This window comes from Bacillus sp. iso_77 (assembly GCF_056173625.1).
On sequence record NZ_CM149683.1, the window covers coordinates 3156165 to 3178464 of the forward strand.

General features: G+C 40.4%; 20 protein-coding genes, 1 pseudogene and 1 other annotated feature (1 of these 22 running past the window's edge). Of the genes and pseudogenes, 3 read left to right on the forward strand and 18 right to left on the reverse strand.

Translation table 11 applies throughout. The features are described 5' to 3' along the window. Nucleotides 1–125 (reverse strand) — a binding site (T-box leader); it reaches 100 nt to the left of the window's first position. Between the two features lie 91 nt (nucleotides 126–216). Further along, nucleotides 217–891, reverse strand: coding sequence for an NAD(P)H-dependent oxidoreductase (locus tag AC0VYC_RS16295; protein ID WP_045033987.1), 675 nt, complete (start codon nucleotides 889–891; stop codon nucleotides 217–219). 221 nt (nucleotides 892–1112) lie between these two features. Between AC0VYC_RS16295 and AC0VYC_RS16300 the strand changes: the two genes are divergently transcribed. Beyond that, nucleotides 1113–1478, forward strand: a complete 366-nt coding sequence (locus AC0VYC_RS16300) for a winged helix-turn-helix transcriptional regulator (RefSeq protein WP_045033986.1) — start codon at nucleotides 1113–1115, stop codon at nucleotides 1476–1478. An 8-nt stretch (nucleotides 1479–1486) separates the two neighbouring features. On the opposite strand, the gene AC0VYC_RS16305 is transcribed toward AC0VYC_RS16300, so the two are convergent. From AC0VYC_RS16305 to ctpB, 3 genes are all read right to left on the reverse strand, one after another. Continuing rightward, nucleotides 1487–2674 (reverse strand): PDZ domain-containing protein, encoded by a 1188-nt coding sequence (locus AC0VYC_RS16305; protein ID WP_056702907.1) that lies wholly within the window; start codon nucleotides 2672–2674, stop codon nucleotides 1487–1489. Between the two features lie 68 nt (nucleotides 2675–2742). Beyond that, the gene (locus AC0VYC_RS16310; protein WP_007500014.1) at nucleotides 2743–3096 is read right to left on the reverse strand and encodes a swarming motility protein SwrAA; all 354 of its coding nucleotides are present in this window, start codon (nucleotides 3094–3096) and stop codon (nucleotides 2743–2745) included. A 344-nt stretch (nucleotides 3097–3440) separates the two neighbouring features. After that, on the reverse strand, nucleotides 3441–4886 hold the full coding sequence (gene ctpB, locus AC0VYC_RS16315; protein WP_096881914.1) for a carboxy-terminal processing protease CtpB: 1446 nt from the start codon (nucleotides 4884–4886) through the stop codon (nucleotides 3441–3443). A 153-nt stretch (nucleotides 4887–5039) separates the two neighbouring features. On the opposite strand from ctpB, the gene AC0VYC_RS16320 reads away from it, so the two are divergent. Continuing rightward, nucleotides 5040–5780, forward strand: a complete 741-nt coding sequence (locus tag AC0VYC_RS16320; protein WP_017368130.1) for a sulfite exporter TauE/SafE family protein — start codon at nucleotides 5040–5042, stop codon at nucleotides 5778–5780. 48 nt (nucleotides 5781–5828) lie between these two features. On the opposite strand, the gene AC0VYC_RS16325 is transcribed toward AC0VYC_RS16320, so the two are convergent. From AC0VYC_RS16325 to AC0VYC_RS16345, 5 genes are all read right to left on the reverse strand, one after another. Continuing rightward, nucleotides 5829–7091 (reverse strand): murein hydrolase activator EnvC family protein, encoded by a 1263-nt coding sequence (locus AC0VYC_RS16325; RefSeq protein WP_475388844.1) that lies wholly within the window; start codon nucleotides 7089–7091, stop codon nucleotides 5829–5831. A 114-nt stretch (nucleotides 7092–7205) separates the two neighbouring features. Beyond that, nucleotides 7206–8096 (reverse strand): permease-like cell division protein FtsX, encoded by an 891-nt coding sequence (gene ftsX, locus AC0VYC_RS16330; protein WP_025208057.1) that lies wholly within the window; start codon nucleotides 8094–8096, stop codon nucleotides 7206–7208. After that, nucleotides 8089–8775 carry a cell division ATP-binding protein FtsE gene (gene ftsE, locus AC0VYC_RS16335; RefSeq protein WP_008348229.1) on the reverse strand — a complete coding sequence of 229 codons (687 nt, stop codon included), beginning with the start codon at nucleotides 8773–8775 and terminating at the stop codon, nucleotides 8089–8091. The genes ftsX and ftsE overlap by 8 nt, the downstream gene beginning before the upstream one ends. 382 nt (nucleotides 8776–9157) lie before the next feature. Continuing rightward, the gene (gene cccB / locus AC0VYC_RS16340; RefSeq protein ID WP_008348231.1) at nucleotides 9158–9487 is read right to left on the reverse strand and encodes a cytochrome c551; all 330 of its coding nucleotides are present in this window, start codon (nucleotides 9485–9487) and stop codon (nucleotides 9158–9160) included. A gap of 48 nt (nucleotides 9488–9535) precedes the next feature. Then, entirely contained in the window at nucleotides 9536–10384 is an 849-nt protein-coding gene (locus AC0VYC_RS16345) for a YitT family protein (protein WP_035389657.1), read from the reverse strand. 189 nt (nucleotides 10385–10573) lie between these two features. Between AC0VYC_RS16345 and AC0VYC_RS16350 the strand changes: the two genes are divergently transcribed. Further along, nucleotides 10574–11308: an alpha/beta family hydrolase gene (locus AC0VYC_RS16350; protein WP_039169771.1), complete on the forward strand. Its 735-nt coding sequence runs from the start codon at nucleotides 10574–10576 to the stop codon at nucleotides 11306–11308. 17 nt (nucleotides 11309–11325) lie between these two features. Here AC0VYC_RS16350 and AC0VYC_RS16355 read toward each other — a convergent pair whose 3' ends face one another. From AC0VYC_RS16355 to AC0VYC_RS16395, 9 genes and pseudogenes are all read right to left on the reverse strand, one after another. Then, complete coding sequence (locus AC0VYC_RS16355; RefSeq protein ID WP_017368134.1) at nucleotides 11326–13119, reverse strand: M3 family oligoendopeptidase; 1794 nt, start codon at nucleotides 13117–13119, stop codon at nucleotides 11326–11328. A 124-nt stretch (nucleotides 13120–13243) separates the two neighbouring features. Beyond that, nucleotides 13244–14345 (reverse strand): peptide chain release factor 2 gene (gene prfB, locus AC0VYC_RS16360; protein WP_096881918.1). Its coding sequence is split into 2 segments (ribosomal slippage): nucleotides 13244–14272 and nucleotides 14274–14345, totalling 1101 coding nucleotides; the frame shifts between segments, so codons are not numbered across the junction. Nucleotides 14346–14412: 67 nt separating this feature from the next. Further along, a complete protein-coding gene (gene secA / locus AC0VYC_RS16365; protein WP_035701569.1) occupies nucleotides 14413–16938 on the reverse strand; it encodes a preprotein translocase subunit SecA in 2526 nt (841 codons plus the stop codon). 198 nt (nucleotides 16939–17136) lie between these two features. Beyond that, nucleotides 17137–17700: a ribosome hibernation-promoting factor, HPF/YfiA family gene (hpf, locus tag AC0VYC_RS16370; protein WP_475388848.1), complete on the reverse strand. Its 564-nt coding sequence runs from the start codon at nucleotides 17698–17700 to the stop codon at nucleotides 17137–17139. A 189-nt stretch (nucleotides 17701–17889) separates the two neighbouring features. After that, nucleotides 17890–19575: a methyl-accepting chemotaxis protein gene (locus AC0VYC_RS16375; RefSeq protein WP_342495006.1), complete on the reverse strand. Its 1686-nt coding sequence runs from the start codon at nucleotides 19573–19575 to the stop codon at nucleotides 17890–17892. Nucleotides 19576–19608: 33 nt separating this feature from the next. Further along, a complete protein-coding gene (locus AC0VYC_RS16380; protein ID WP_008348244.1) occupies nucleotides 19609–19989 on the reverse strand; it encodes a DUF8042 domain-containing protein in 381 nt (126 codons plus the stop codon). Nucleotides 19990–20002: 13 nt separating this feature from the next. Further along, nucleotides 20003–20344 carry a flagellar protein FliT gene (gene fliT, locus AC0VYC_RS16385; RefSeq protein ID WP_008348246.1) on the reverse strand — a complete coding sequence of 114 codons (342 nt, stop codon included), beginning with the start codon at nucleotides 20342–20344 and terminating at the stop codon, nucleotides 20003–20005. Beyond that, on the reverse strand, nucleotides 20341–20745 hold the full coding sequence (gene fliS, locus AC0VYC_RS16390; protein ID WP_159145154.1) for a flagellar export chaperone FliS: 405 nt from the start codon (nucleotides 20743–20745) through the stop codon (nucleotides 20341–20343). The genes fliT and fliS overlap by 4 nt, the downstream gene beginning before the upstream one ends. A 17-nt stretch (nucleotides 20746–20762) precedes the next feature. After that, nucleotides 20763–22291, reverse strand: a pseudogene (locus AC0VYC_RS16395) (flagellar hook-associated protein 2). Between the last annotated feature and the right edge of the window lie 9 nt (nucleotides 22292–22300).

Consider the following 22300-nt stretch of genomic DNA (forward strand, 5'->3'; position numbering starts at 1 on the left):
TTACTATTCATTCAGTCTTACCGCTCTTTGAGCGAGTTCAATGATTCGTTTTACTGCGTTGCACCGACCCGCAGCTCTCTTAAAAAACGGATGTTCATTTACTATTCTCAAGTCAAAGCGTTTATAGTCAAATTTGTATATTCGTCAAAGATTTTATTTTTTAAATATACTGACTAACCACGCAATTGTCAACAGCCTTTTTCAGACAAACAGCGATTAACGAATCCAAACAGCTACTTCATCCATCGGGCGACGTGTTTTGCCGCGTTTTGGCTCAGTGACACGATAACCGAAGGCTGCCATGACAGAGATGTCGTATTGACCATCCTCCAGTAACCCTTCTTCTTCTAAGATACGATGGATGTGATCGTAGCTAAATCCTTCAACTGGGCATGAATCAATGCCGATCTGTGCCGCAGCTGTCATCATGTTACCTAAGGCAATATACGTTTGTTTTGAAGCCCAATCAAATAATGTACGGTCATTTTCTAGTAGATGAAGATCGTTCTCTTGGAATTCTCTGTAGCGCCCCTTGACCATTTCAAACGTTTCGTCTGTCATTCCTTTGATTTGCTTGTTGATGTATTCTGCATATGCTGAATCATAGCGGGCATCTGTTCTTGCCAAGATGATTACAAAATGGCTGGCAGTTGGAAGCTGCTTTTGCGCCCCCCATGTATACTCTTTTAATTTTTCTCTGAATGCTTCATTTTGAACAACGAGGAACTTCCAAGGCTCAAACCCTACAGAGCTTGGAGAAAGTCTTCCTGTTTCTAAAATAAATGCAAAATCATCCTCTGGAATCTTTTTCGCTGGGTCAAACTCTTTTGTCGCATGACGGAATTCATACGCCTCAATGATTTCTTTTTTTAATAGCTCTTTGTCTCGCATATTATTCATCCTTTCTAATGAACAGGTGTGTTCCCACAATCCAATTTCTTTCCATTCCCTAATAGAAATTGTTATGATAGGAAAACAAACAACCCGAATGTGTGATGTCCTATCTCTATGGTAAAAGAAAAGCTTCCATTGATTCAAGTACGCACATTTTTGTTCGTTAGGTACAAACATGTTCGTTTATGACCATTTTCGTTTAAGAAAGGAATGTTGAGATGAGTGCACCATCCAATCCAGTCAGTATTGTGAATCATGGCTGTCCCGTGTCTATCACTACAAATGTCATCGGAGGGAAATGGAAAGGCGTCATCCTTTATCATTTGACTTGCGGTCCAAAGCGTTACAACGAAATACGCCGGCTTCTGCCAAGAATTTCGCAGCGTGTCTTGACGTTGCAATTACGAGAACTTGAACAAGACGGGATTGTTCACCGTGAAGTCTATGAGGAAGTTCCTCCTCGTGTCGAGTATTCACTGACTTCTCTTGGAAATACGTTAAAGCCCATTATCTTTGCCATGCGTGAATGGGGCGAATCCTATGGGAAAGAAACGCGCCCAAAAGAAAAAAGCTGCCATCTCTAGCAGCTTTTTTAAGATGAAATCGCCGTTGGCTCTTGCTGTGGATCGTCCTTCACAAACAAGATACCAAGCTGGTGATGCTCCCCTTCGTAAGAGGCGCGTTTCTCAAACCTTGTCTGACCATTGAGACCAATGATCTCGAGCTTTGTCAGAGCACGGTTGGTTTGTAGTGCTTCATAAAATTCTGAAACGGTTTTGATCTCGATTCCATTGACCTTTGTAATAATTTCTCCGATCTCAAGCTTTAAATCAGCCGCAGGGGTATTCGGAATGATACCAAGCACCATAAGCCCTTGATTCCGCTTAGAGAAAAAGAATGGTGCAGCGTTGTCATTCGCCCTCTGCTTCCATGATAAAAAGGCTCTTCCTGCAATCGCTAGAACAACAGCTCCCCACGCAATCGGCTCAAACCAAATACTTGCCGCACCTACTGCAGCAACAACTAGACCGAGCATCATTATTCGGCGTGACGTAATTTGAATACTCACAATTGGCAGCGATCCTTGAATACGCTGGCCAAAGCCGATGATGTACGGGATCACAATAAATGAAAAGCTTTGATCGTGCACTTGAAGCACAGGCCACCATGGCAGAGAAGAAGTCCATTCACCTGCCGGCATCAGCAAAACAAGTGGTAGAAGCCACAGACGGTTTGCTCGCTGCTGGCCGATCAAAAGTCCTCTCGCACTCATCACCATTGCAGGCGATGTACGTAAATGCGCCGTTCGATAGGCTAAGATGCCTTCGGTCATTAACAGTAGCCCTAACAGGATCACAACGGCTGATGCATTCATCATTGAAAGCTGCGGCAGCCAAGAATGGCTCACTTGAACAGACATCAGTCCAAATGCCGCAATAAAACTGAAACCGAGTGTGTATGCAGACGAAAGCGCACTCGCCTTAAAGAATAAAGAGAAAACGATGGTCATCGCTGCAATCAGCACGATGAATCCAGGCGGAAGGGAAATCCCTAAGCCTACAGATATGATCGATAGACAAATTCCTGGAACCCATCCTTTTGAATATGTAAATTTCAGTTCATCGTAAACATCTTCTATTCTTGTTTGAAACGCTTTTCTCTCCCGCTTTACGCGGATGTAGCCATATAATAGGCTGATTAATATCATAAAATAAAAAAGAGGATGGATTAAAAACAGACCGACCGCTTTTAATCCGGCTCCCATCCACTCCGAGCTCATTATCGTTCACCGCCCAAGTCAAGCATTTTCTCTTATTCTATCAAATAAATCGATGCTTGACATCAGGTTTATTTCTCCTGATTCATCCAAAGTGTGACATTCGACAGTGAAAAATCTTTTAAATAGTGATTTACATCTACGTCTAATATGCCGCCGAGAAGCTGCATGGACCTCTTGATGTCGGTTAAGTTTATACCAAGTCTCTTATGATTATCCATTAAATAATTGAAGTATATCTCAGCACAGTCTTCATCGATCTCGTCGACTGATTCTACCGTTGTGTAATTGACCAAGTACCTGCTTAACAGCATGAGTAGACTTAATGCCTTTGTAGCCGAAAACGTCACATCTTTCGTACGACTCTTAAGCTCCTCTACCAACTCGTAATATTTTTTCTCTCTCACAATACTTGCCCTTTTCAATTGTGTACCCCCATTTACTAGTTCTTTTAAGAAAAGCGCAAACCTCGGTACAGCTCAATGCTTAAGCTGAATATCCGCAAAAAATAAAATATTTAAAATGAGTGCTACTTTTTATTGTAAGAATTATTTATGTAACATACAACTTTCAAAAGTTTCATTTTCATGACATGTTTAAATCAACAGAAAGTCTCTTATATAAATATGTTATCGGGTAAATTCGAAGGAATGTTATGTTTTTTGTAAAATAAATGAATATATTTCTCGATATAATATATTTTTAAGAATAAATTATTACATGTTCGTAACACTTATGAACCAAAAAAAAGAGGCATTTATTCGCCTCTTTATTTTTTGAGATATAGTGCTTTTAGTGCAGTTTGTAGCTGAAGATCATTCTTTTCATAAGATTTCACTTCATCTACCATCTTGTTCATCATTTTCGCTGTCTTTAAATCAATCACACCTGATTTTTCGAGATTGTATGTGCTTTGAAATGCGAGTACAGCCTTTTTCGTTTCTTCGTCAAAATATCCATCTACTCTGCCTGGGTCAAATGATAACCCTTTTAACAATGTCTGTGCTTGTCTGACTTCTTCATTGTTCATATCAAGCTGAAGTGGTTCTTTCAGCTGGAGCGGGCCAACGGTGAAGTAATCTGGTTGATGAATCGCAATGGTCGGCACAACGCCTTTTTTGTGAATCCAATTCCCTTTCGGTGTCAGCCACTTATACAGCGTTAATTTAATGTTACTTCCATCTCCCATTGGTACCGCCTGCTGCACAGTCCCTTTACCAAAGGAAACGTCACCTACCACTTCATACTTCCCTGCTTCTTTCATGGCACCAGCCAGAATTTCAGAAGCGGATGCACTTCCTTTATCAATTAAGACATTGACTGGGTATGGTTTTTGTTCTTTTCGTTTTGAAAAATATCGTTTTCGATCGCCATTCCGTTCTGCAATTTGAATATATGGCTGATCCTTTGTGATAAAATGTTTCAAAATGTCTTCCACACTTTGTAGATAGCCGCCAGGATTTCCTCTCACGTCCAGCACAAGGCCTTCCATGCCCTTTTTCTCGAGCTTATTCAAGCTTGCCGTAAAATCCTTCGCCGTATCTTCAGAGAAGCTAGAGATCGCAATATAGCCTGTTTTATGACCATTGACCTCTTTCATTGAAGCCGTTACGGTTTCAAGCGGGATTTCTTCTCGTTTGATATGGAATGTTAGCTCTTTTTCAATTCCATTTCGTCTGATTTTCAAGGCGACAGACGTTCCTTTTTTTCCTCTTATTTTCAGTACAGCATCGTTTAGGCTTTTTTCTTTCATCGACTCACCATCAATGCTGATGATTTCATCTTTCGGTTTCAGACCCGCCTTTGCCGCAGGGGATTTTTTAAAGGCAGAGACAATGATAATCTTTCCTTCATCCATTCCAACTTCTGCCCCAATTCCTTCAAACGAGGAATCAAGTGAATCCGAAAATTGCTTTGCGGTTTGCTTGTCCATGTATACTGAATACGGATCATTTAAGGTTGAAAGCATTCCTTGTATGGCACCTTCAAGCAGCTTTTGACGATCCACTTCCTCTACATATTCATTCGAAATGAGGTCATAGGCTTTCTCAATTTTCTCCATTCCGTTTTCCTTCGCTCGATCACTTGATTGAGTTTGTCCAGCCACTGCAGCCGCTTTCGGTGACTCCGCTTGAGTCGCCTCTTTATGCGTCATAACCCCTGCACTGATGATGAGAATGACACTTGCCATGATGGATGCGATTTGTTTTTTCATATTTGGCCTCCTTCTTCAACTCTTCCTGATGACCTGAGTTATTATATGCCAGAAGAAGGGATTTCATGTAAAGACATTCTCCTAAGGAGGCTTGACTAATCATTTCAATAGGTGTAATTTTTATTTTGTTACGATCGAGAAGGAGTCTTCGCTATGTATATTATATTGACGATGCTTTTATTAGGAATTTTACTAGGGTTTGTAGGAGCTGGCGGGGCTGGTTTTGTCATCGCATTGCTGACGTTAATCTTTGATGTACCAATCCATACTGCACTTGGGACATCTTTAGCTGCTATGGCATTTACGACTTTATCTGGTGCATACAGCCACTACCGGGAAGGAAATATCCAGCTCAAATCAGGTTTGATTGTCGGTGCACTAGCTTGTATTGCTTCATTTGCCGGAGCAAAAGTGGCTCCTTTTATTCCAGAGGATAGCCTGCACTATTTAACAGCTGGTATGCTCTTTTTATCTGCTGTTTTTATGATGATCAAATTGTTTGTCCTAAAAGAAGATGCTGAGCAGCAGCCGCTTTCTTCACGCCAATTGCTGATCAGGGGCATTATATTAGGCCTTGTATCAGGGATGCTTTCAGGGATGTTCGGTATCGGATCAGCACCATTTATTCAAGTGGGGCTTTTGATTTTGCTGAAGCTGTCTATTAGACAAGCTGTTGGCACAACGATGCTAGTGATTATTCCAATCTCTATTGGCGGTGGAATTGGTTATATTTCAGAAGGCTATGTTGACTTTATCCTGCTCGTTCAGATCTTAATCGGTACCGTATTAGGGGCTTTTATTGGGGCAAAATTTACACGCCTTGCGCCGAAACCTCTCTTAAAATCCGCTGTGCTTTTAACACCTATTATTGCCGGATTACTGCTGTTATTTTAACTTCATCTACTTGAAAAAAGCCGATAACATGCTGTTATCGGCTTTTTGTCAGCGGATATATTGCGCTGGATTGACTGCATTTGATTTCGCGCCATTCCATAATCCTTTATGAATTTCAAAATGAAGATGCTGGCCATAAGACTGACCTGTGTTGCCCATATATCCAAGGAATTGACCTTGCTCGACTCTTTGACCTGTTGACACACTTCTTGTTGAAAGGTGAGCGTATACCGTTTGATACGTTTGGCCATTGATGTTATGTGTAATGAACACCACGTTTCCATAACTCGACGAGTAGCTTGAGTTCGTGACTGTTCCAGATGCGGCTGCAACGACAGATACAGTGCCCTTTGCAGCGATATCTAATCCGTAGTGCTGTCCGCCAGAACGTCCGCCAAAGCCTGATGAGAAACGGCCTGCAGCTGGCTTAATGAAACCTGAGCTACTTGCTGGTGTATCTGACACTTTATCAGATCCTCCACTTGGTGCAGGTGCACTTTTTTCAGCAGCTGCTTGTTCTGCTTTCTTCGCTTCTTCTTTTTGACGGCGTGCTTCTTCAGACTTTACCGCCGCTTTCTGATTCGCTAGAATTTCTTGTTCATTTTCAAGCTTTCCTAGTTCATCATGTGCATGTTCTTTTTCTTCCGTTACATGACCAAGGACTTTTCCTTTTTCTTTTTGCTGTTTAGATAGGTCCTTTTTCAACGTTTCAAGCTCTTTCAAAGATGTTTCAAGTCCACTTAGCTGTTTATTTAGCTCTGCTTCTTTTTGCTCTACTAGCTCCAAATCATTTTCGTGTTCTGTAATCATGTCTTTATCTGCTTCGACAATGGTTGTGACAGCTCCCACACGACTGACAAAATCACTAAAGCTACGAGCACCTAGCAGCACATCTAAATAGTTGATTGTACCGCCGCTTTTTTGCATAGAACGAATTCGATCTTTGAAAATCGCTTTCCTCTTTTCAATTCGCTCGTTGATGACTTCAATCTCTTTTTTTAGTTTTTTGATCTCTTGTTTCGTCTGTTTGACCTCTTTTTCTTTTTCAGCGACTTTTTCAGTTGCGGCACTTACTTTTTGGTCAATTTTTTCAATTTCTTGCTTTAGCTTTGATTCTTTCTTTTCAAGCTTTGCCAGTTCTGATTTCTTTTTCTTCAAGGTTGATTCAGTCTTCGATGTTTTCTCTTCAATTTGTTGACGTTTTTGATCTAGGTCTTCGTATGCGAATGCACGATTTTCGTTCCCTGGAATGTATAGCCACGTTGTTCCAATAAACGCTGCCATTCCAGCCATTATCAGCTTTCTTTTCAAAACGATATTCCCCTCCCATGACAACTGCCTGCATGAAGAGTCGACCGGATGAATTGGATCAACCGGTCACACCTTCTATAGAATCTTCGAGTGCTGCCATCAATATAAATAGATTTATACTTTCAAGAATTTACGGATGGACGTTAAACTTCCCCACACACCGATAATGGCACCGATCAATAGAAGGATCAGTGATACTTGATAGACAAACGGATTGTATGGAAGCATTGAAATAAATGAACCTTGTACCCTTGGCGCCACCCAGCCGACAGCATAATGATATGTGCCAAGCAATACAGCGATTGGTATAATCGAGCCAAATACACCAAGTAGTAATCCTTCGATGAAGAACGGCCAGCGGATAAACCAGTTCGTTGCACCTACTAGTTTCATAATCTCAATTTCTTTACGTCTAGCAAAAATCGTAATTTTGATCGTATTGGAAATCAAGAACATCGCTGTAAATAAAAGCCCAATAATAAGTGCGATGCCGACATTACGCGCCACTCCGACAACATTAAAGAGTCGGCTGACCTCTTCTTTTCCATAAGTGACTTTATACGTCCCTTTTAGGTTTTCTAATTTCTTCGCTACTTTTGGTGTATCGTGAGGATCTGTTGTTTTCACAATAAACGCATCATTTAATGGGTTTTCTTGATCAACCAGTCCCATAGATTGTCCATTTTCACCAAAGCTTTTAATGAGTGCTTTTAGTTCATCATCCTTGGATGAGTATTTCACATCACTGATTTCAGGAATCTTCTCAATTTCTGCTTTTAATTCATCCTGCTGCTTTTGATTCGCCGTTAAATCGATGAGAACTTTTACTTCTACTTCTTTCTCAGCGTTCGATGCCATGTTATTCAAGTTGAGCATAATGACAAGAAAAACCCCAACTAAAATCAAAGTGACAGTGACCGCACTAATTGATGCAAATGTCATCCACGTGTTTCTTCCAAGTGAACGGAAGCTCTCACGTAAATGCCGCGAGAGAGTTTTAATCATAAATTCCGTACTCCCCTCTTGCTTCGTCACGCACAATCATTCCATCTTCGATTGCGATGACGCGTTTCTTCATGCTGTTTACAATCTCTTTGTTGTGTGTCGCCATGACGACTGTTGTTCCGCGGTTATTAATCTCTTCGAGTGTCTTCATGATTTCCCATGAAGTATCTGGATCAAGGTTTCCTGTCGGTTCGTCTGCAATGACAACCTCAGGATGATTGACGATCGAACGAGCGATCGATACACGCTGCTGTTCACCGCCGGAAAGCTGATCTGGAAATTGACGAGCTTTGTGCTTTAATTGCACCAAATCAAGTACCTCAAGCACTTTTTTCTTAATAATACTTGGCTGTTCACCAATGACTTCAAGAGCAAATGCCACGTTCTCAAAGACCGTGAGACTTGGAAGCAGTTTGAAATCTTGGAATACTACGCCAATTTCTCTTCTCACATAAGGAATTTCTTTTTCCTTCATCGAGCCTAAATCTTTGTTATTAATTAAGATTTTCCCTTTTGTTGGCTTCTCTTCACGATACATCATTTTAATGAACGTGGATTTACCAGCACCACTGGGACCAACAACATACACAAACTCTCCTGGATGGATAGAGACATTGATTCCATTGATCGCCTTTACACCATTAGGATAGATCTTATAGACTTCCTTCATTTCAATCATGTAATCACCTAATCTTTTCTTATTCGCTGTCAAACAGCTTATCATGATGTTCTGACACTTCTCGTCAAAAAACGTTATGTATGGTCACGCACATACCCTTCGATACGCACAAGCAATTTATGTCCTTTTCATCCAAAAAGATGAAAAAATTGAATCGTCTAAATTTCAACAACTCCAATTATACGTCATGAATCGACGCAATGGTATTACATTTATATTTCAAAACTTATAAATAAAAGGTAAATAGAGCAATCAAAACCGAAAAACATGTCTTTTTACCCTTATTTTTTAAATAAAATTTAATATAATACGTTTTCATACTATCCAAAAGTCTTTTTCTACAAATAGAAAATAAAAAAACCTTGTCGATTAGACAAAGGTTTTATTTTTTCTCTGCAAGCCATTTGGCGACTTCTTTTGCTTGTTTTTCATCTACCATTCCGCTTGGCATAGATCCTTTACCGTTCTGGGCAATATCTGCAATTTGGCTTTCATTATATTTCTTCCCGACTTCTTTCAGGCTTGGGCCGCCTCCGCCAGATAAGTCTTTTCCATGACAGCCAATACAGTTTTGCTGATAAATCTCTTCACCACTGCTCACACTTGAAGCACTTTTACTGCCTTCTTTGTCACTGCTACTTGAATTTCCTCCACAGGCCGCAAGTACAAAAAGCATAGCGACAAAAAGAAGCGTTAATCCGCTCTTTTTCATGTATTTCCCTCCCTTACAATCATTTGATCAACGTTATTATATCCTTGTTTACGCCCTTTTAAAACCCTCACCAAGCACCTCTTTTGCATCCATGACGATGACAAACGCTGATGCATCGATCGCTTTTACCACTTGTTTCAACTTTGTGAATTGTGACTGCCCTACCACACACATTAAAATAGGCCGGTCATGGTCGGTGTACCCACCTACTGCTGAAATCTTCGTTACACCACGATCAATTTGATCAAACACCGCCTGTCTGACCTCATCCTCATGGCCCGTAATAATCATGGCCATCTTCGAGTGACTAAAGCCAGCCTGCACCACATCAATCGTCTTACTAGAAATGAACACTCCGATCACAGCGTACAGTCCTTCTTCAATCCCAAAAACAGTCATGGCCGCCAAAACAATCAAACCGTCCATCATCGCTAAACAAGTACCTAACGTCAGCCCTGTATATTTATTGATGATTTTGGCCGCAAGTGCCGTTCCTCCCGTTGAACCATTGCCGAGGAAAACGAGCCCAATTCCGATCCCAATCACTACACCGCCAAATATTGCGGCGAGCAGTGCTTCATGGGTGACAGGAGCAATGTGTCTTGTTAAGAACACCATTAAAGGTAAAAAGACAGAACCAACGAGCGTTTTTACCCCAAATGTTCCACCTAATAAATAAAAGCCTGCGATAAAGAGCGGAATATTGAGACCCCATTGTACATATGCAGCTTCAAAACCGAATGACTGCATAATGGTACTGATTCCACTCACACCGCCAGCAGCAATCTGATTTGGTAATAATAACGTATTAAAGCCAACCGCCACGATGGCTGATCCTATTAAAATGAGTACATAATTTTTCACTTCAATCCAAAGTTGAGAATGTTCCTGCTTCATGTCTTTCTTCCTCCGTTACTTCTGAATGCACACCTATTTTAAGCCCTCTCATTCAGATTGTAAATAACAGCCAAATGCAGTGCTAATGGATTAATACTTTATCACACAGCCGGATCAGCGTACTTGCCGTTTGGCAGAAGAGTAAATGATGGTATATTTAATATGTACATGAGAAAGAAGGGACACACGATGAAGAAAATACTGAAGATCACCGGTATTACATTACTTGCACTCATCATCTTAGCTTTTGGTGCTTTCTATACATGGAGCCGCTTTACATATGGACCATCGGAAGCGTTAAAAAAGCAGATGAAGATTGAGCAGGTCGATCATAAAAATGGGGTATATTCATTTGAAGCATCAAAAAGCGATACTGGCATCATTCTCTATCCTGGGGCAAAAGTTGAACCTCTTGCTTATGCCTATCTAGGGAATGCGCTGATGAAGAAAGGCTATTCGGTCTTTATCCCAGACATGCCATTTTCCTTCGCGATTTTTAATACGAAGAAGGCAGAGGATATCCTCAAAAGTCATCCAGCCATCAAGCATTGGTACATTGGCGGACATTCGCTAGGCGGGACAGCTGCCGCTATGTATGCAGAGAAAAATCAAAGCAAGCTGGACGGCCTCTTTTTCCTTGCCTCCTATCCTGCATCAGATGATTTGAAACAGGCTTCCTTGCAAGTATTATCTATTTCAGGCGAAAAAGATGGGCTAGCGACACAAGAAAAAATCAAAAAATCGAAAAAGCAGCTACCTTCCCAAACGGTGTACCATGAGATAAAAGGTGGTAATCATGCTCAATTTGGCATGTATGGCAAACAAAAAGGGGATCAGCCTGCAGACATTCCAGTCCTCACGCAACAAAAAGACATCGTTCAGACGATGCTGGAATGGTTAAAACCAGCAAAAAAGCTCCCGTAATGGGAGCTTTTCATTTTTTATGCCTTCGTCGCTTCTAAAAACTCTTCAGCATCTGCGACAGCCAGTGAAATGGCCTCTTCCCAAAATGCTTTTTGAGTCAGGTCGACACCTAGGTGCTTATATGCCAAATCTTCTACAGTCATTGACGCTGTATCTTTTAATAGCGCAATATATTTCTCTTCAAATGATGCCCCAGCCTGCAATGCTTTCGCGTAAATACCTAGAGAGAACATGTACCCGAAGGTGTAAGGGAAGTTATAAAACGGGACCCCTGTAATATGGAAATGCAGTTTAGACGCCCAGAAATGCGGATGGTATTCATCTAAAGAGTCACCAAAGGCTTCCTTCTGTGCTTCTACCATCAACTCATTCAAGCGGTCTGCTGGCACTTCTCCTTGTTTGCGCTCTTCATAAAAGCGTTGTTCAAATAAGAAGCGTGATTGAATATTCATAAAGAATGCCACACTGCGCTGCAGCTTATCCTCTAGCAAACTGAGACGCTCTTCTTCATTGGCCGCCTCTTTTAATGAAGCATCTGCCACAATCATTTCTGCGAATGTCGACGCAGTTTCAGCTACATTCATCGCATATTTACGATTTAACATCCGAACATCCTGCATGACTTCCTGATGGAACGAATGACCAAGCTCATGTGCTAGTGTCGCTACATTGGATGGAGTCCCTGAGAAGGTCATAAAAATACGTGATTCTCCGCTATCAGGGAAATTCGTACAGAAACCGCCCACTCGTTTGTTTGGGCGATTCTCAGCTTCTACCCAGCGTTCATTAAAAGCTTTTTCAGTAAAAGCAGCAAGCTCTTTTCCAAACCCTGCGAAATGCTTGATAATAAAAGCGGCTGCATCTTGATAAGAATAGGTTTTTGTCTCACTTCCAATAGGCGCTCCCACATCAAACCAGCTTAGTTTATCAACCCCAAGCATGTCAGCTTTACGTTGTAAATAATCAATGAATGGCTGTTTATGTTCATCAATGACAGACCACATTGTATCGAGCGTCTCTTGTTTCATCCGGCAAATATCAAGGGGCTCTTTTAATATATGATCCCATCCTCTTGCTTCATATACTTGTAGACGAAAACCAGCGAGATGATTGAGTGTGCTTGCAAACAAATGTTCATCCTGTGTCCATGCATGTTCTAAATTATGATACACGGCTTTTCTTACTTCACGATCTGAATCATCCATCGCATTTTCTGCTTGGCCTACAGAGATCATTTGTGTTTCACCATTTTGCTCAAATGGAATGGTAATTTTGTTCACCAAGCTAGAATAAAGTTCATCCCACGCATGATACCCATCTACTGCTAGTTTTTGAATGAGTGTTTCCTGTTCAACAGGCAGTTGATCTTTCACATGTTCTCTTCGTTCATTTAATATGTAACGAACATCTGAAAAAGCGGCTGAATCCATTAATTCTTCCCACTGGCTAGTAGGAATCTCAGCAAGTGATTGATCAAACCCTGCTAAAATGGTTCCTAATTCAGCTTCCAGCTTGGCAATAGACCCTCGGAGACTGCCCGCCTTCATATCCTTTGTATTTTGAGATTGTAGACAGGATACAAATGAACCTGCTTGCGCTAGTTTTTTATATGTGATTTCATACGTTTCAAGGACAGCTGTTAACTTTTTTTCAATTTGTGTATCTTCTTTTGAAAAGGCATCTACCTTTTGTCGTAACTCATCTAATAGCTGCTGAATGTTTTGCAGGTATGTCTTAAATTCTGGTGAAGAACTGCCTCCTTTAAAAAAGGCATCTAAATCCCACGTCTCTTGTAATGGTTTTAATCCCAAATTATTTCCCCCTTTAATTGCTAATTTCATCATACAAAGGATATAGAGTCAGTATGGCATATGTATTCCTTTATATTCATTATATTTTCTCACAATTAAAAAAACCCGGCAAGAAGCCGAGTTTTTATGATAATTTTGAACGTAAATACGCATCGATAAAGGAATCTAAATCTCCATCCATCACCGCTTGAACATTTCCCATCTCCGTGTTGGTACGATGGTCTTTCACAAGAGAATATGGGTGGAAAACATACGAGCGAATTTGGCTTCCCCAGCCAATTTCTTTCTGTTCTCCTCTAATTTCATCCAATTCCGCCTGCTGTTCTTCGATCCGTTTTTGATAAAGCTTAGATTTCAGCATTTTCATTGCACGTTCTCTGTTTTTGATTTGGGATCTTTCCGTTTGGCACGTCACGACGACATTTGTTGGGATGTGTGTGATACGAACCGCAGAGTCCGTCGTATTGACGTGCTGACCCCCTGCACCACTTGCACGATACGTATCCACCTTAATATCCTCTGTACGAATATCGATATCAATTTCTTCATTAAATTCTGGCATGACATCACAGGAAACGAAAGATGTGTGTCTACGGCCAGATGAATCAAATGGAGAAATACGGACTAAACGATGGACACCTTTTTCTGCTTTTAAGTAACCGTAAGCGTTATGTCCTTTAATCAGTAATGTCACAGACTTAATTCCGGCTTCATCCCCAGGAAGATAATCAAGGGTTTCAACCTTAAAGCCTCTGCGCTCTGCCCAGCGGGTATACATTCTGAGGAGCATCGATCCCCAGTCCTGTGATTCAGTACCACCTGCACCTGGGTGAAGCTCAAGAATGGCATTGTTTTTGTCATACGGTTCACTTAAAAGAAGCTGCAATTCAAACTCATTAAATTGTTTTGTTAAGTTCTTCAGTTCTTTTTCAAGCTCTGCATGAAGCTCCTCGTCATAATCTTCCTTTAATAAGTCATGTGTCATTTGTAGTTCTTCATGCGATTCACTGAGTTCATGATAGGAGTTCACAGAATCCTTTAGTGCATTGGCTTCATTGATTACCCCTTGAGCCTTTTGCTGATCGTTCCAAAAATCAGCCTCTGACATCGTCGCTTCAAGCTCTGCGATTTTGACTTCTTTTGTTTCTAGGTCAAAGAGACCCCCTAAAATCAGCTAGCCTGCTAGCCATATTTTCAAGCTCTTGTCTAATTTCTACTAATTCCATATCCTTCACCTCATAGATGTATGGGGGCTGACATGAATAGAAAGAGGTTTTCACCTCTTTCCATTACTTATTCTGTCTTCCCATGACAATTTTTATATTTCTTGCCGCTTCCGCAGTGACATGGCGAGTTTCTTCCGATATCCACCACTTTACGCACCGGCTTTTTCTTCACTGTTTTCTCCTCATCGCCTTCTTGAGGCTGATGAGCAGTTGTTTGTCCTTGAACGACTTCTTCACGTTCTAGGTTGTTTTGGATTTCTGATTTTAGCACATATTTAGCTACGTCATCTTCAATTGAAGCGACCATATGCTCAAACATCGCAAATCCTTCCATTTGATACTCACGAAGTGGATTGGTTTGTGCATATGCACGTAAATGGATTCCTTGGCGCAGCTGATCCATTGCATCGATATGATCCATCCACTTCGAATCTACTGCACGAAGAACGATGACTTTTTCAAATTCACGCATTTGTTCATCGCCAAATGTCTCTTCTTTTGCATCATATTTCTCTTTAATCCGCTCCATGATGAATTCGGTGATCTCATCTGCTTCTTTACCGAAGATATCTTTGACCGAAATGGCACCTTCATCTAAATAGTTCGTGTTGATTAATTCAACAAGACCATCTAGTTTCCATTCTTCTGGAAGTTCTTCTTTCGGCGTGTAAGATCCAACAGCCCGCTCAATAGATGATTGAATCATATTGATCACAATCGATTTCAAGTTATCAGAATCGATGACTTCAAAACGCTGTTTGTAAATGACTTCACGCTGTTGACGAAGAACATCATCATATTGCAGAAGCTGCTTACGGGAATCAAAGTTATTCCCCTCAACACGTTTTTGAGAAGATTCAACAGCTTTTGAGACCATTTTACTTTGAATTGGAGTAGAGTCATCCATACCGAAGCGATCAAGCATCGCCATTGTCCGCTCTGCACCAAATCGGCGCATCAATTCATCTTCCATTGAGAGATAGAATTGAGTAATCCCTGGGTCTCCTTGACGACCAGAACGACCACGGAGCTGGTTATCGATACGGCGTGATTCATGACGCTCTGTCCCAATAACAGCAAGACCGCCTAGTTCTTTCACACCTTCGCCAAGCTTGATGTCTGTTCCACGTCCCGCCATGTTTGTCGCAATTGTGACGGCACCTTTTTGTCCAGCTTCCTCAATAATTTGTGCTTCACGCTCATGGTTTTTCGCATTTAACACTTGATGAGGGATGCCTTTATTTTTAAGCAGTTTTGAAATCAATTCAGATGTCTCAACCGCAACAGTTCCGACAAGGACCGGCTGTCCTGTCATATAACGCTGTGCGACGTCTTCAGCTACTGCTTTAAATTTGCCATCCATTGTACGGTAAATTAAATCAGGTCTGTCATCACGCACAACCGGTTTATTGGTTGGGATTGTGACAACCTGCATATTGTAAATGTTACGGAATTCCTCTTCTTCCGTTTTCGCTGTACCTGTCATACCAGATAGCTTTTCATACATACGGAAGTAGTTCTGGAACGTAATGGTTGCAAGTGTCATGCTTTCATTCTGCACTTCAAGACCTTCTTTTGCTTCAATGGCTTGGTGCAGACCTTCACTATAGCGACGTCCTTTCATTAAACGTCCTGTGAAGGAGTCAACGATGACGACTTGACCATCTTCCACAACATAATCAACGTCTTTTTGCATCGCAACATGTGCCTTAAGAGCCTGCGCGATATGGTGGTTAAGAGCAACATGTTTGACGTCAAACAAGTTCTCGATGCCAAATGCTTTTTCCGCCTTCGTCATTCCGCTTTCAGTCAGCTGTACACTTTTTGTTTTAATATCATAAGTGAAATCGTCTTCTATTTTTAACGTACGAACAAAGGCATTTGCTTGTACGTAAAGTTTCGTCGATTTTGCAGCTTGTCCAGAAATAATAAGAGGTGTTCTCGCTTCATCAATTAAGATGGAGTCAACTTCATCGATGACGGCATAATGAAGTGGTCTTTGAACCATTTGCTCTTTATACAGCACCATGTTATCTCGTAAATAATCAAAGCCAAGCTCATTGTTTGTTGAATACGTGATATCAGCAGCATACGCTTCTCTTTTTTCATCTTTGTCTAGACTGTTTAAGTTCAAGCCAACCGTTAATCCAAGAAATTCAAAAATCTTGCCCATTTCCTCTGCATCACGACTTGCCAAATATTCGTTGACTGTCACAATGTGGACGCCTTTTCCAGAAAGAGCATTCAAATAAACAGGCATCGTTGATGTCAACGTTTTACCTTCACCTGTTTTCATCTCAGAGATATTCCCTTCATGTAGGGCAATCCCCCCCATGAGCTGCACCTTAAATGGGAACATTCCTGTCACGCGGCGGGAAGCCTCACGAACCGTTGCAAATGCTTCAACCAAAAGGTCGTCTACAGATTGTCCTTTTTCAAGTTTTTCTTTAAATTCGATCGTTTTATTTCGTAAAGCCTCGTCAGATAATTTCTCAAAATCTTGAGCGAGAGCTTCGATTTCATTTGCCTTTTTTTCATATCGGCTGATCGTACGTTTCGTAGGATCAAACACTTTGTTTAAGATTCCAAGCATATAATAACGCTCCTCTATTTCATGCAATTTTTCGGCATGTCCAAAAGTTTGACAGGTCCATATTTACCTGCATTTATCATACCATACCTTCCTTGATTTCCAAAGAATTTGCAATGATTTAGCACAAAAAACCCGCCCCTAATGAAGGGAGCGGGTTTACTTTTTTTAGGTCATTTTTGGATCAAAAGGAACGAATGATTAAGCGTTCGGCTCAATGAGTCCATATTTACCGTCATTTCGGCGGTATACCACATTGGTCAAATTTGTCTCAGCATTTGTGAAGACAAAGAAACTGTGACCTAACATGTTCATTTGGAGAATGGCCTCTTCGCTATCCATTGGTTTTAAATTGAAGCGTTTTTGTCTGACGATTTCTGTTTCATCAATCTCTTCGTCATCTTGAACTGCTACTTCGGACGCACCGTTTCCTCCAGCAAATAAATGCTTTTTCGCACCTTGCTCACGGAATTTACGGTTTACTTTCGTTTTATGTTTTCTAATTTGACGTTCTAATTTACTGGTTGCTAGGTCTACTGCATTGTACATATCCTCATTATGCACCTCTGCTCGAAGTGCTAGATCAGTCATTGGAATGGTAACCTCAACTTTAGATTCTTGATCGTTGTAAAATTTCAAGTTCACGTTGACTGAAGCATCAACATCTGACTCAAAATAACGCTCCAGCTTTCCAATTTTTTTCTCGACATGATCTCTTATTGCAGGTGTTACTTCGATGTTTTCTCCTCGGACATTGTAATTCATGTAAAGAACGCCTCCTTTAAAATTAAGGATATGTAAACTTATTTCTACTTTTCCCTCCTTTTCTCCTGCTCAAACGTAAAAAAAATGTGAATTTTTATTGAAATTTGTCGAATCCTGCGGTGCTTCAGCTTTTACTTGATAGGTGATGAATATATATTCGATTAATTCTTGAAAAAGACCATCGCACTGTTAAATCTTGAAAGATGAAATAGATGTTTTCAGTGATTGAGACAAAGATTTTAAATCTTCCGCAGCTGCTTTCATTTCCTCATTCGCCGCTAGTGATTCTTCAACAGCCGCCGACATGTACTCTGTTTCCTGAGAATTTCGCTTGGCTCCTTCTTCTATCACACCAATTGTTTGAGAAATTTCTTCTGTGCTAGCTGAGATTTGCTCTGTCGTGGCAGAAAGCTCCTCTGCTTTCATCGAGATATCACGGATGGATTCCAGAATTTCTTGAAAACTCTGTTCAGACAATTGCGATACTTTCACACCTTCTGCTACATCTCGTTCCACTTTCGTCATAGATTGAGACGATCTTTCAGTATCTTTGTTCACGTTGGCGAGTAGCTGACTAATTTGATCAGTCAGCTGACTTGATTCTTCCGCCAGCTTTCTGACTTCATCTGCAACAACCGCAAAACCTCGTCCATGTTCCCCAGCCCTTGCTGCTTCAATGGCTGCGTTTAAAGCAAGTAAATTTGTTTGATCTGCAATGGCATGAATATTCCCCAGCAGGTCTTGAATGCCGGTAAACTGTACTTGTACATTGGCCATTGTAGAATGATGTTCATTCACAGATTCCTTAATAGAACTCATTTGTTTCACAAATTGTTGAATGAGGGATGCGCCCTCTTCAGCCTTTTCAGTCACTGAAATTGAGTGACCCGAAACATCAGACGTATGTTCAGCCGCATTATGCATACCAGTCGAGACTTCTTGAATCGCCGAAGCTACTTTTCCTACTGCATCCGATTGTTCACGTGAAGCTTCACTGACCTGTTCAATCGAGCTAGACGTCTGTTCACTAGCCGAAATGGTTTGACTGATGGTTTCTTCAAATTGAGCAGCAGAATCAGCTAATTGCCTTGACCCGTTTTGCACCTGTAAGATGAGCTGACGCAAATGAGCTGTCATTTGGTTAAAAGCCGTACCGAGCTGGCCAATTTCATTTTTAGAGGTTACTTCAATCTCTTCAAGTGTGAGGTCACCATCTGCCATTCTTCTTGCTGCATGTGTGACAGAGACAATCGGTTTTGTCATACGATGAACAAACCTTGTGCCAATGACTAAAAAGCCGACTATAATCGCTGCGCTAACGAGAATGAGCGTCAGCAATAATTGGTTACTTTCTTCATTGAGCTGACTGATTTTTTGATCCCGCTGCTTCAATTGTGTTTGAGCAAATTCTTTTGTAAAGGTATGTATTTCTTGTTCGATAGGTTGTAATTCTTGACTGAGGCGGGTGTTGAATTCTTTTTGATTGTTAGTATTCAATGAGATAAATAGCCTTTTCGTGGATTCATAATAAAGCTCATTCTTCTGAGAAATCTTTTCTAACAATTTTTTTGCTTGTTTGACTGTACTCAGTTTTAAAGCATCACCTGTTTTTTTATTAATATCAACATAGGTATCTTCAATATTTTGTGAGACTTTCCTATCCTGCACAACCACATACGTTTTAATTTGTGCTTCCTGCTTTTGTAGCAGTGCCTCTAATTCCAGTGAGGTCTGGTACAGCTTTACTTCTTTGGTGAGGAGTGCTTTATACGATTGATCTGTTTTGTAATAGATAAAGCTAGAAAATCCTAAAATACTGACAAACAATACACATATGACAATAAGCCCAAATAAAAATTGATTTTTTAGTCTCATAAATTCCTCCGAATGGTCTGAATTGAACAAAAATTAATGAATGACATACGGCCTCATACAGGCATGTATTTCATCCATCCACTTTCTATATTCAGGTATAAAATATGATGTAAGGAATGACTGGAAGTGATTTGAAGGGAATGTATAGAAAGCTAGTATATCGAAACTTAAAAAAATTTGGTCAAACGATCGAATCGTCTTGGCAAAGTGCTCATTTTCAATAATCGAAAGCAGAAGCGGGTGTGTTGTCTCTAAATGAAAGAAGGCATGGATCAGATCATTAAAGATCCGATCCCCTTCTGTTTTAGCGAAATCCTTCTCAATTTCATCTAAATATTTTAGACTCTCTTCTATCGTATATAGAAGGTCATAATATGTGGTTAATAAAATATAGTCATCTGAACGATACGCCACAGGTCTCACCTATTTATTTCCGTTTATCGTAGTATACGCCATCACTTGTCATGGGCTGATACGGATTTTGATAATTCAGCTGTTTTGTTTTCTTACGTTGAATGGCTTGAATATCTGCCTTGATCCCATTTTGAATCTCCGTTAATTGCTTGGCCATCAGTTGATCTGTTTGAATGATTTCTTTGATTTTCTCTTTTTCTTGAACGGAAAGCTCATGTTGAATGTCTCTCATTAGTTCGTCTCTCTCAACTAAAAAAGCATCAAAGTCTTCAACGAGTGTCTCACTTTGCGGGTTGGCCTCTATTTCCGCTGCCATTTTTAACGTTTGGTCGTGCAGTTGGTCCACAATACTCATAGAGATCCTCCAATAGAGTGGTGACGCCCTTTTCGATCGGTTTGAATGACTTCCTTCCAAGCATCTCGGAAATCAGTCACATATTGCTCTACTTCATTCAGGATCTCTTCGTCATTTTGCAGATTGGCTTCAATCAGTCTTCGATAGATGTAGTCATACATACTTGCCATGCTCTTTGATACATCATACGTACGATTTAAGGTGACATTTAATTCTTGGATGATGTTTTGAGCCTTTTTCAGGTTCAAGTTTCTCATTTCAGCATCTTCTTTTTGAATGCCATACTTTGCTAGTCTAATAAACTTTAAGCATCCTTCATAAAGCATAAGCGTTAACTCGGCCGGTGTTGCGGTCTCAATAGAATTTTTCTGATAGGCGGCATAAGGGTTCTGAATTGCCATATGTTATAAACCTCCAATTATTGTCCAAGCAGTTGAGAAAGATAGCCAGATTGGTTGTTTAGCTTTTGAATCGCACTATCCATGGCGTTAAACTTTTTGTAGTAACGAGCTTCCACCATTTTTAAACGATCTTGGAATGTATCCATTCGTTTTGTCAAAGAATCTAAATCCTTACCAAGTCCATATTCTTTTAGCTCCATTGATGTACTACCAGCTTTTGTTTGAATACTCTTCGTGAAGGCTGATAAGGAATTTTTGACGCGATAGATGATTCCTTGTTCTTTATATTGCTGCTGTGCTTTGTCTTTGTCTTTAGAGTCAACATTTAAAGAACCAGAGATAAACATTTGCCTTACCTTGTCTGGGTCTTCTTCAATGGCTTTTCTTAATTTCTCTATTCCATTCGAATCCTTAATTAATTCAAGCTTCCCGCCATCTTTATACGAAGATGATGTAGAAATACCGATTTGTGTCATGTGAATTTTATTCCCATCACTTGTCGTAATATCAGCATAAAAATCACTTCTTATTTTAGAGGCACCACCTCGTAAAATAGAATCACTTCTCAGCAAGCCCGATTTAGCTGTTGTTTCCCATAACTCAATTTCTTTTTCAGACATGGCTTTTTTCTCTTCAGCCGTTAATGGCTGATAGTCTCTATTTCGTTTTTCATTCACTTTACCATTGACCAATTCAACGAGTTCGTTGTATTTATCAACAAATTGTTTAATTTTATCAAAGATGGCATCGACATCTGTTGAAACGTTCAAGCTGACAGGCTTATCTGTTGTTCCTTTCAGCTCATATGTGATACCAGCCTGCGTGAAAGTATTATTGTTATTTTCCATTTTGAGACCATTAATTTCATATTGCGCTTTCTGCCCTTGAGTAGTCGCAACTAACTTATTATCTCCATCCACTTGGAAGCCTAATTGCGTTAAAAATGAAGCAGAATTGCCATCCGCTGCCTTAATACTGACACCTTCACCAGTCGTACGCGAAGTCAGAGCGATCGTATCTACGTAGTTGGTTCCATCAAAATATGGCCTTTATAAGCCGTGACACCAAGTTGAGAGCTGTTCAATTTTGTCACGATTGTATCAAGAGTATCTGTATCAGTTGTTTTAATGGTCACTGTTTTAGGTGTTGTAGAATCTGGTGTCGTCACCTCAAACGTAAACGTACCGTTTGAAGCAGTAAATCCAGATGGACTAGAAGATTTGAATACGGATGCTGTCGCTAGTTGGGTCACATTAATTGAGCCAGAGGCAGCATTTGTTGAGCCAGTTGCTGTGACAGCAGATTCATTGGAGCTTGTGACCTTTTTTGCACCATAAGTACTTGGTAATGTTAAATTTAGTTTGGCAATGAGATCATCTAATTCTTTGACCTTTGAATTGACCTCGCGGTAGCTGTCTCTTTGCCATTCAAGTGTTTGTTTCTGGCGTGTCATTTTATCAAGTGGTGCTTGCTCAGTTTTCATTAGCTTTGAGACGATTTCATCAATATCAAATACATTTGAAAATCCAGTAATTCGATTAACCATGATTTATGT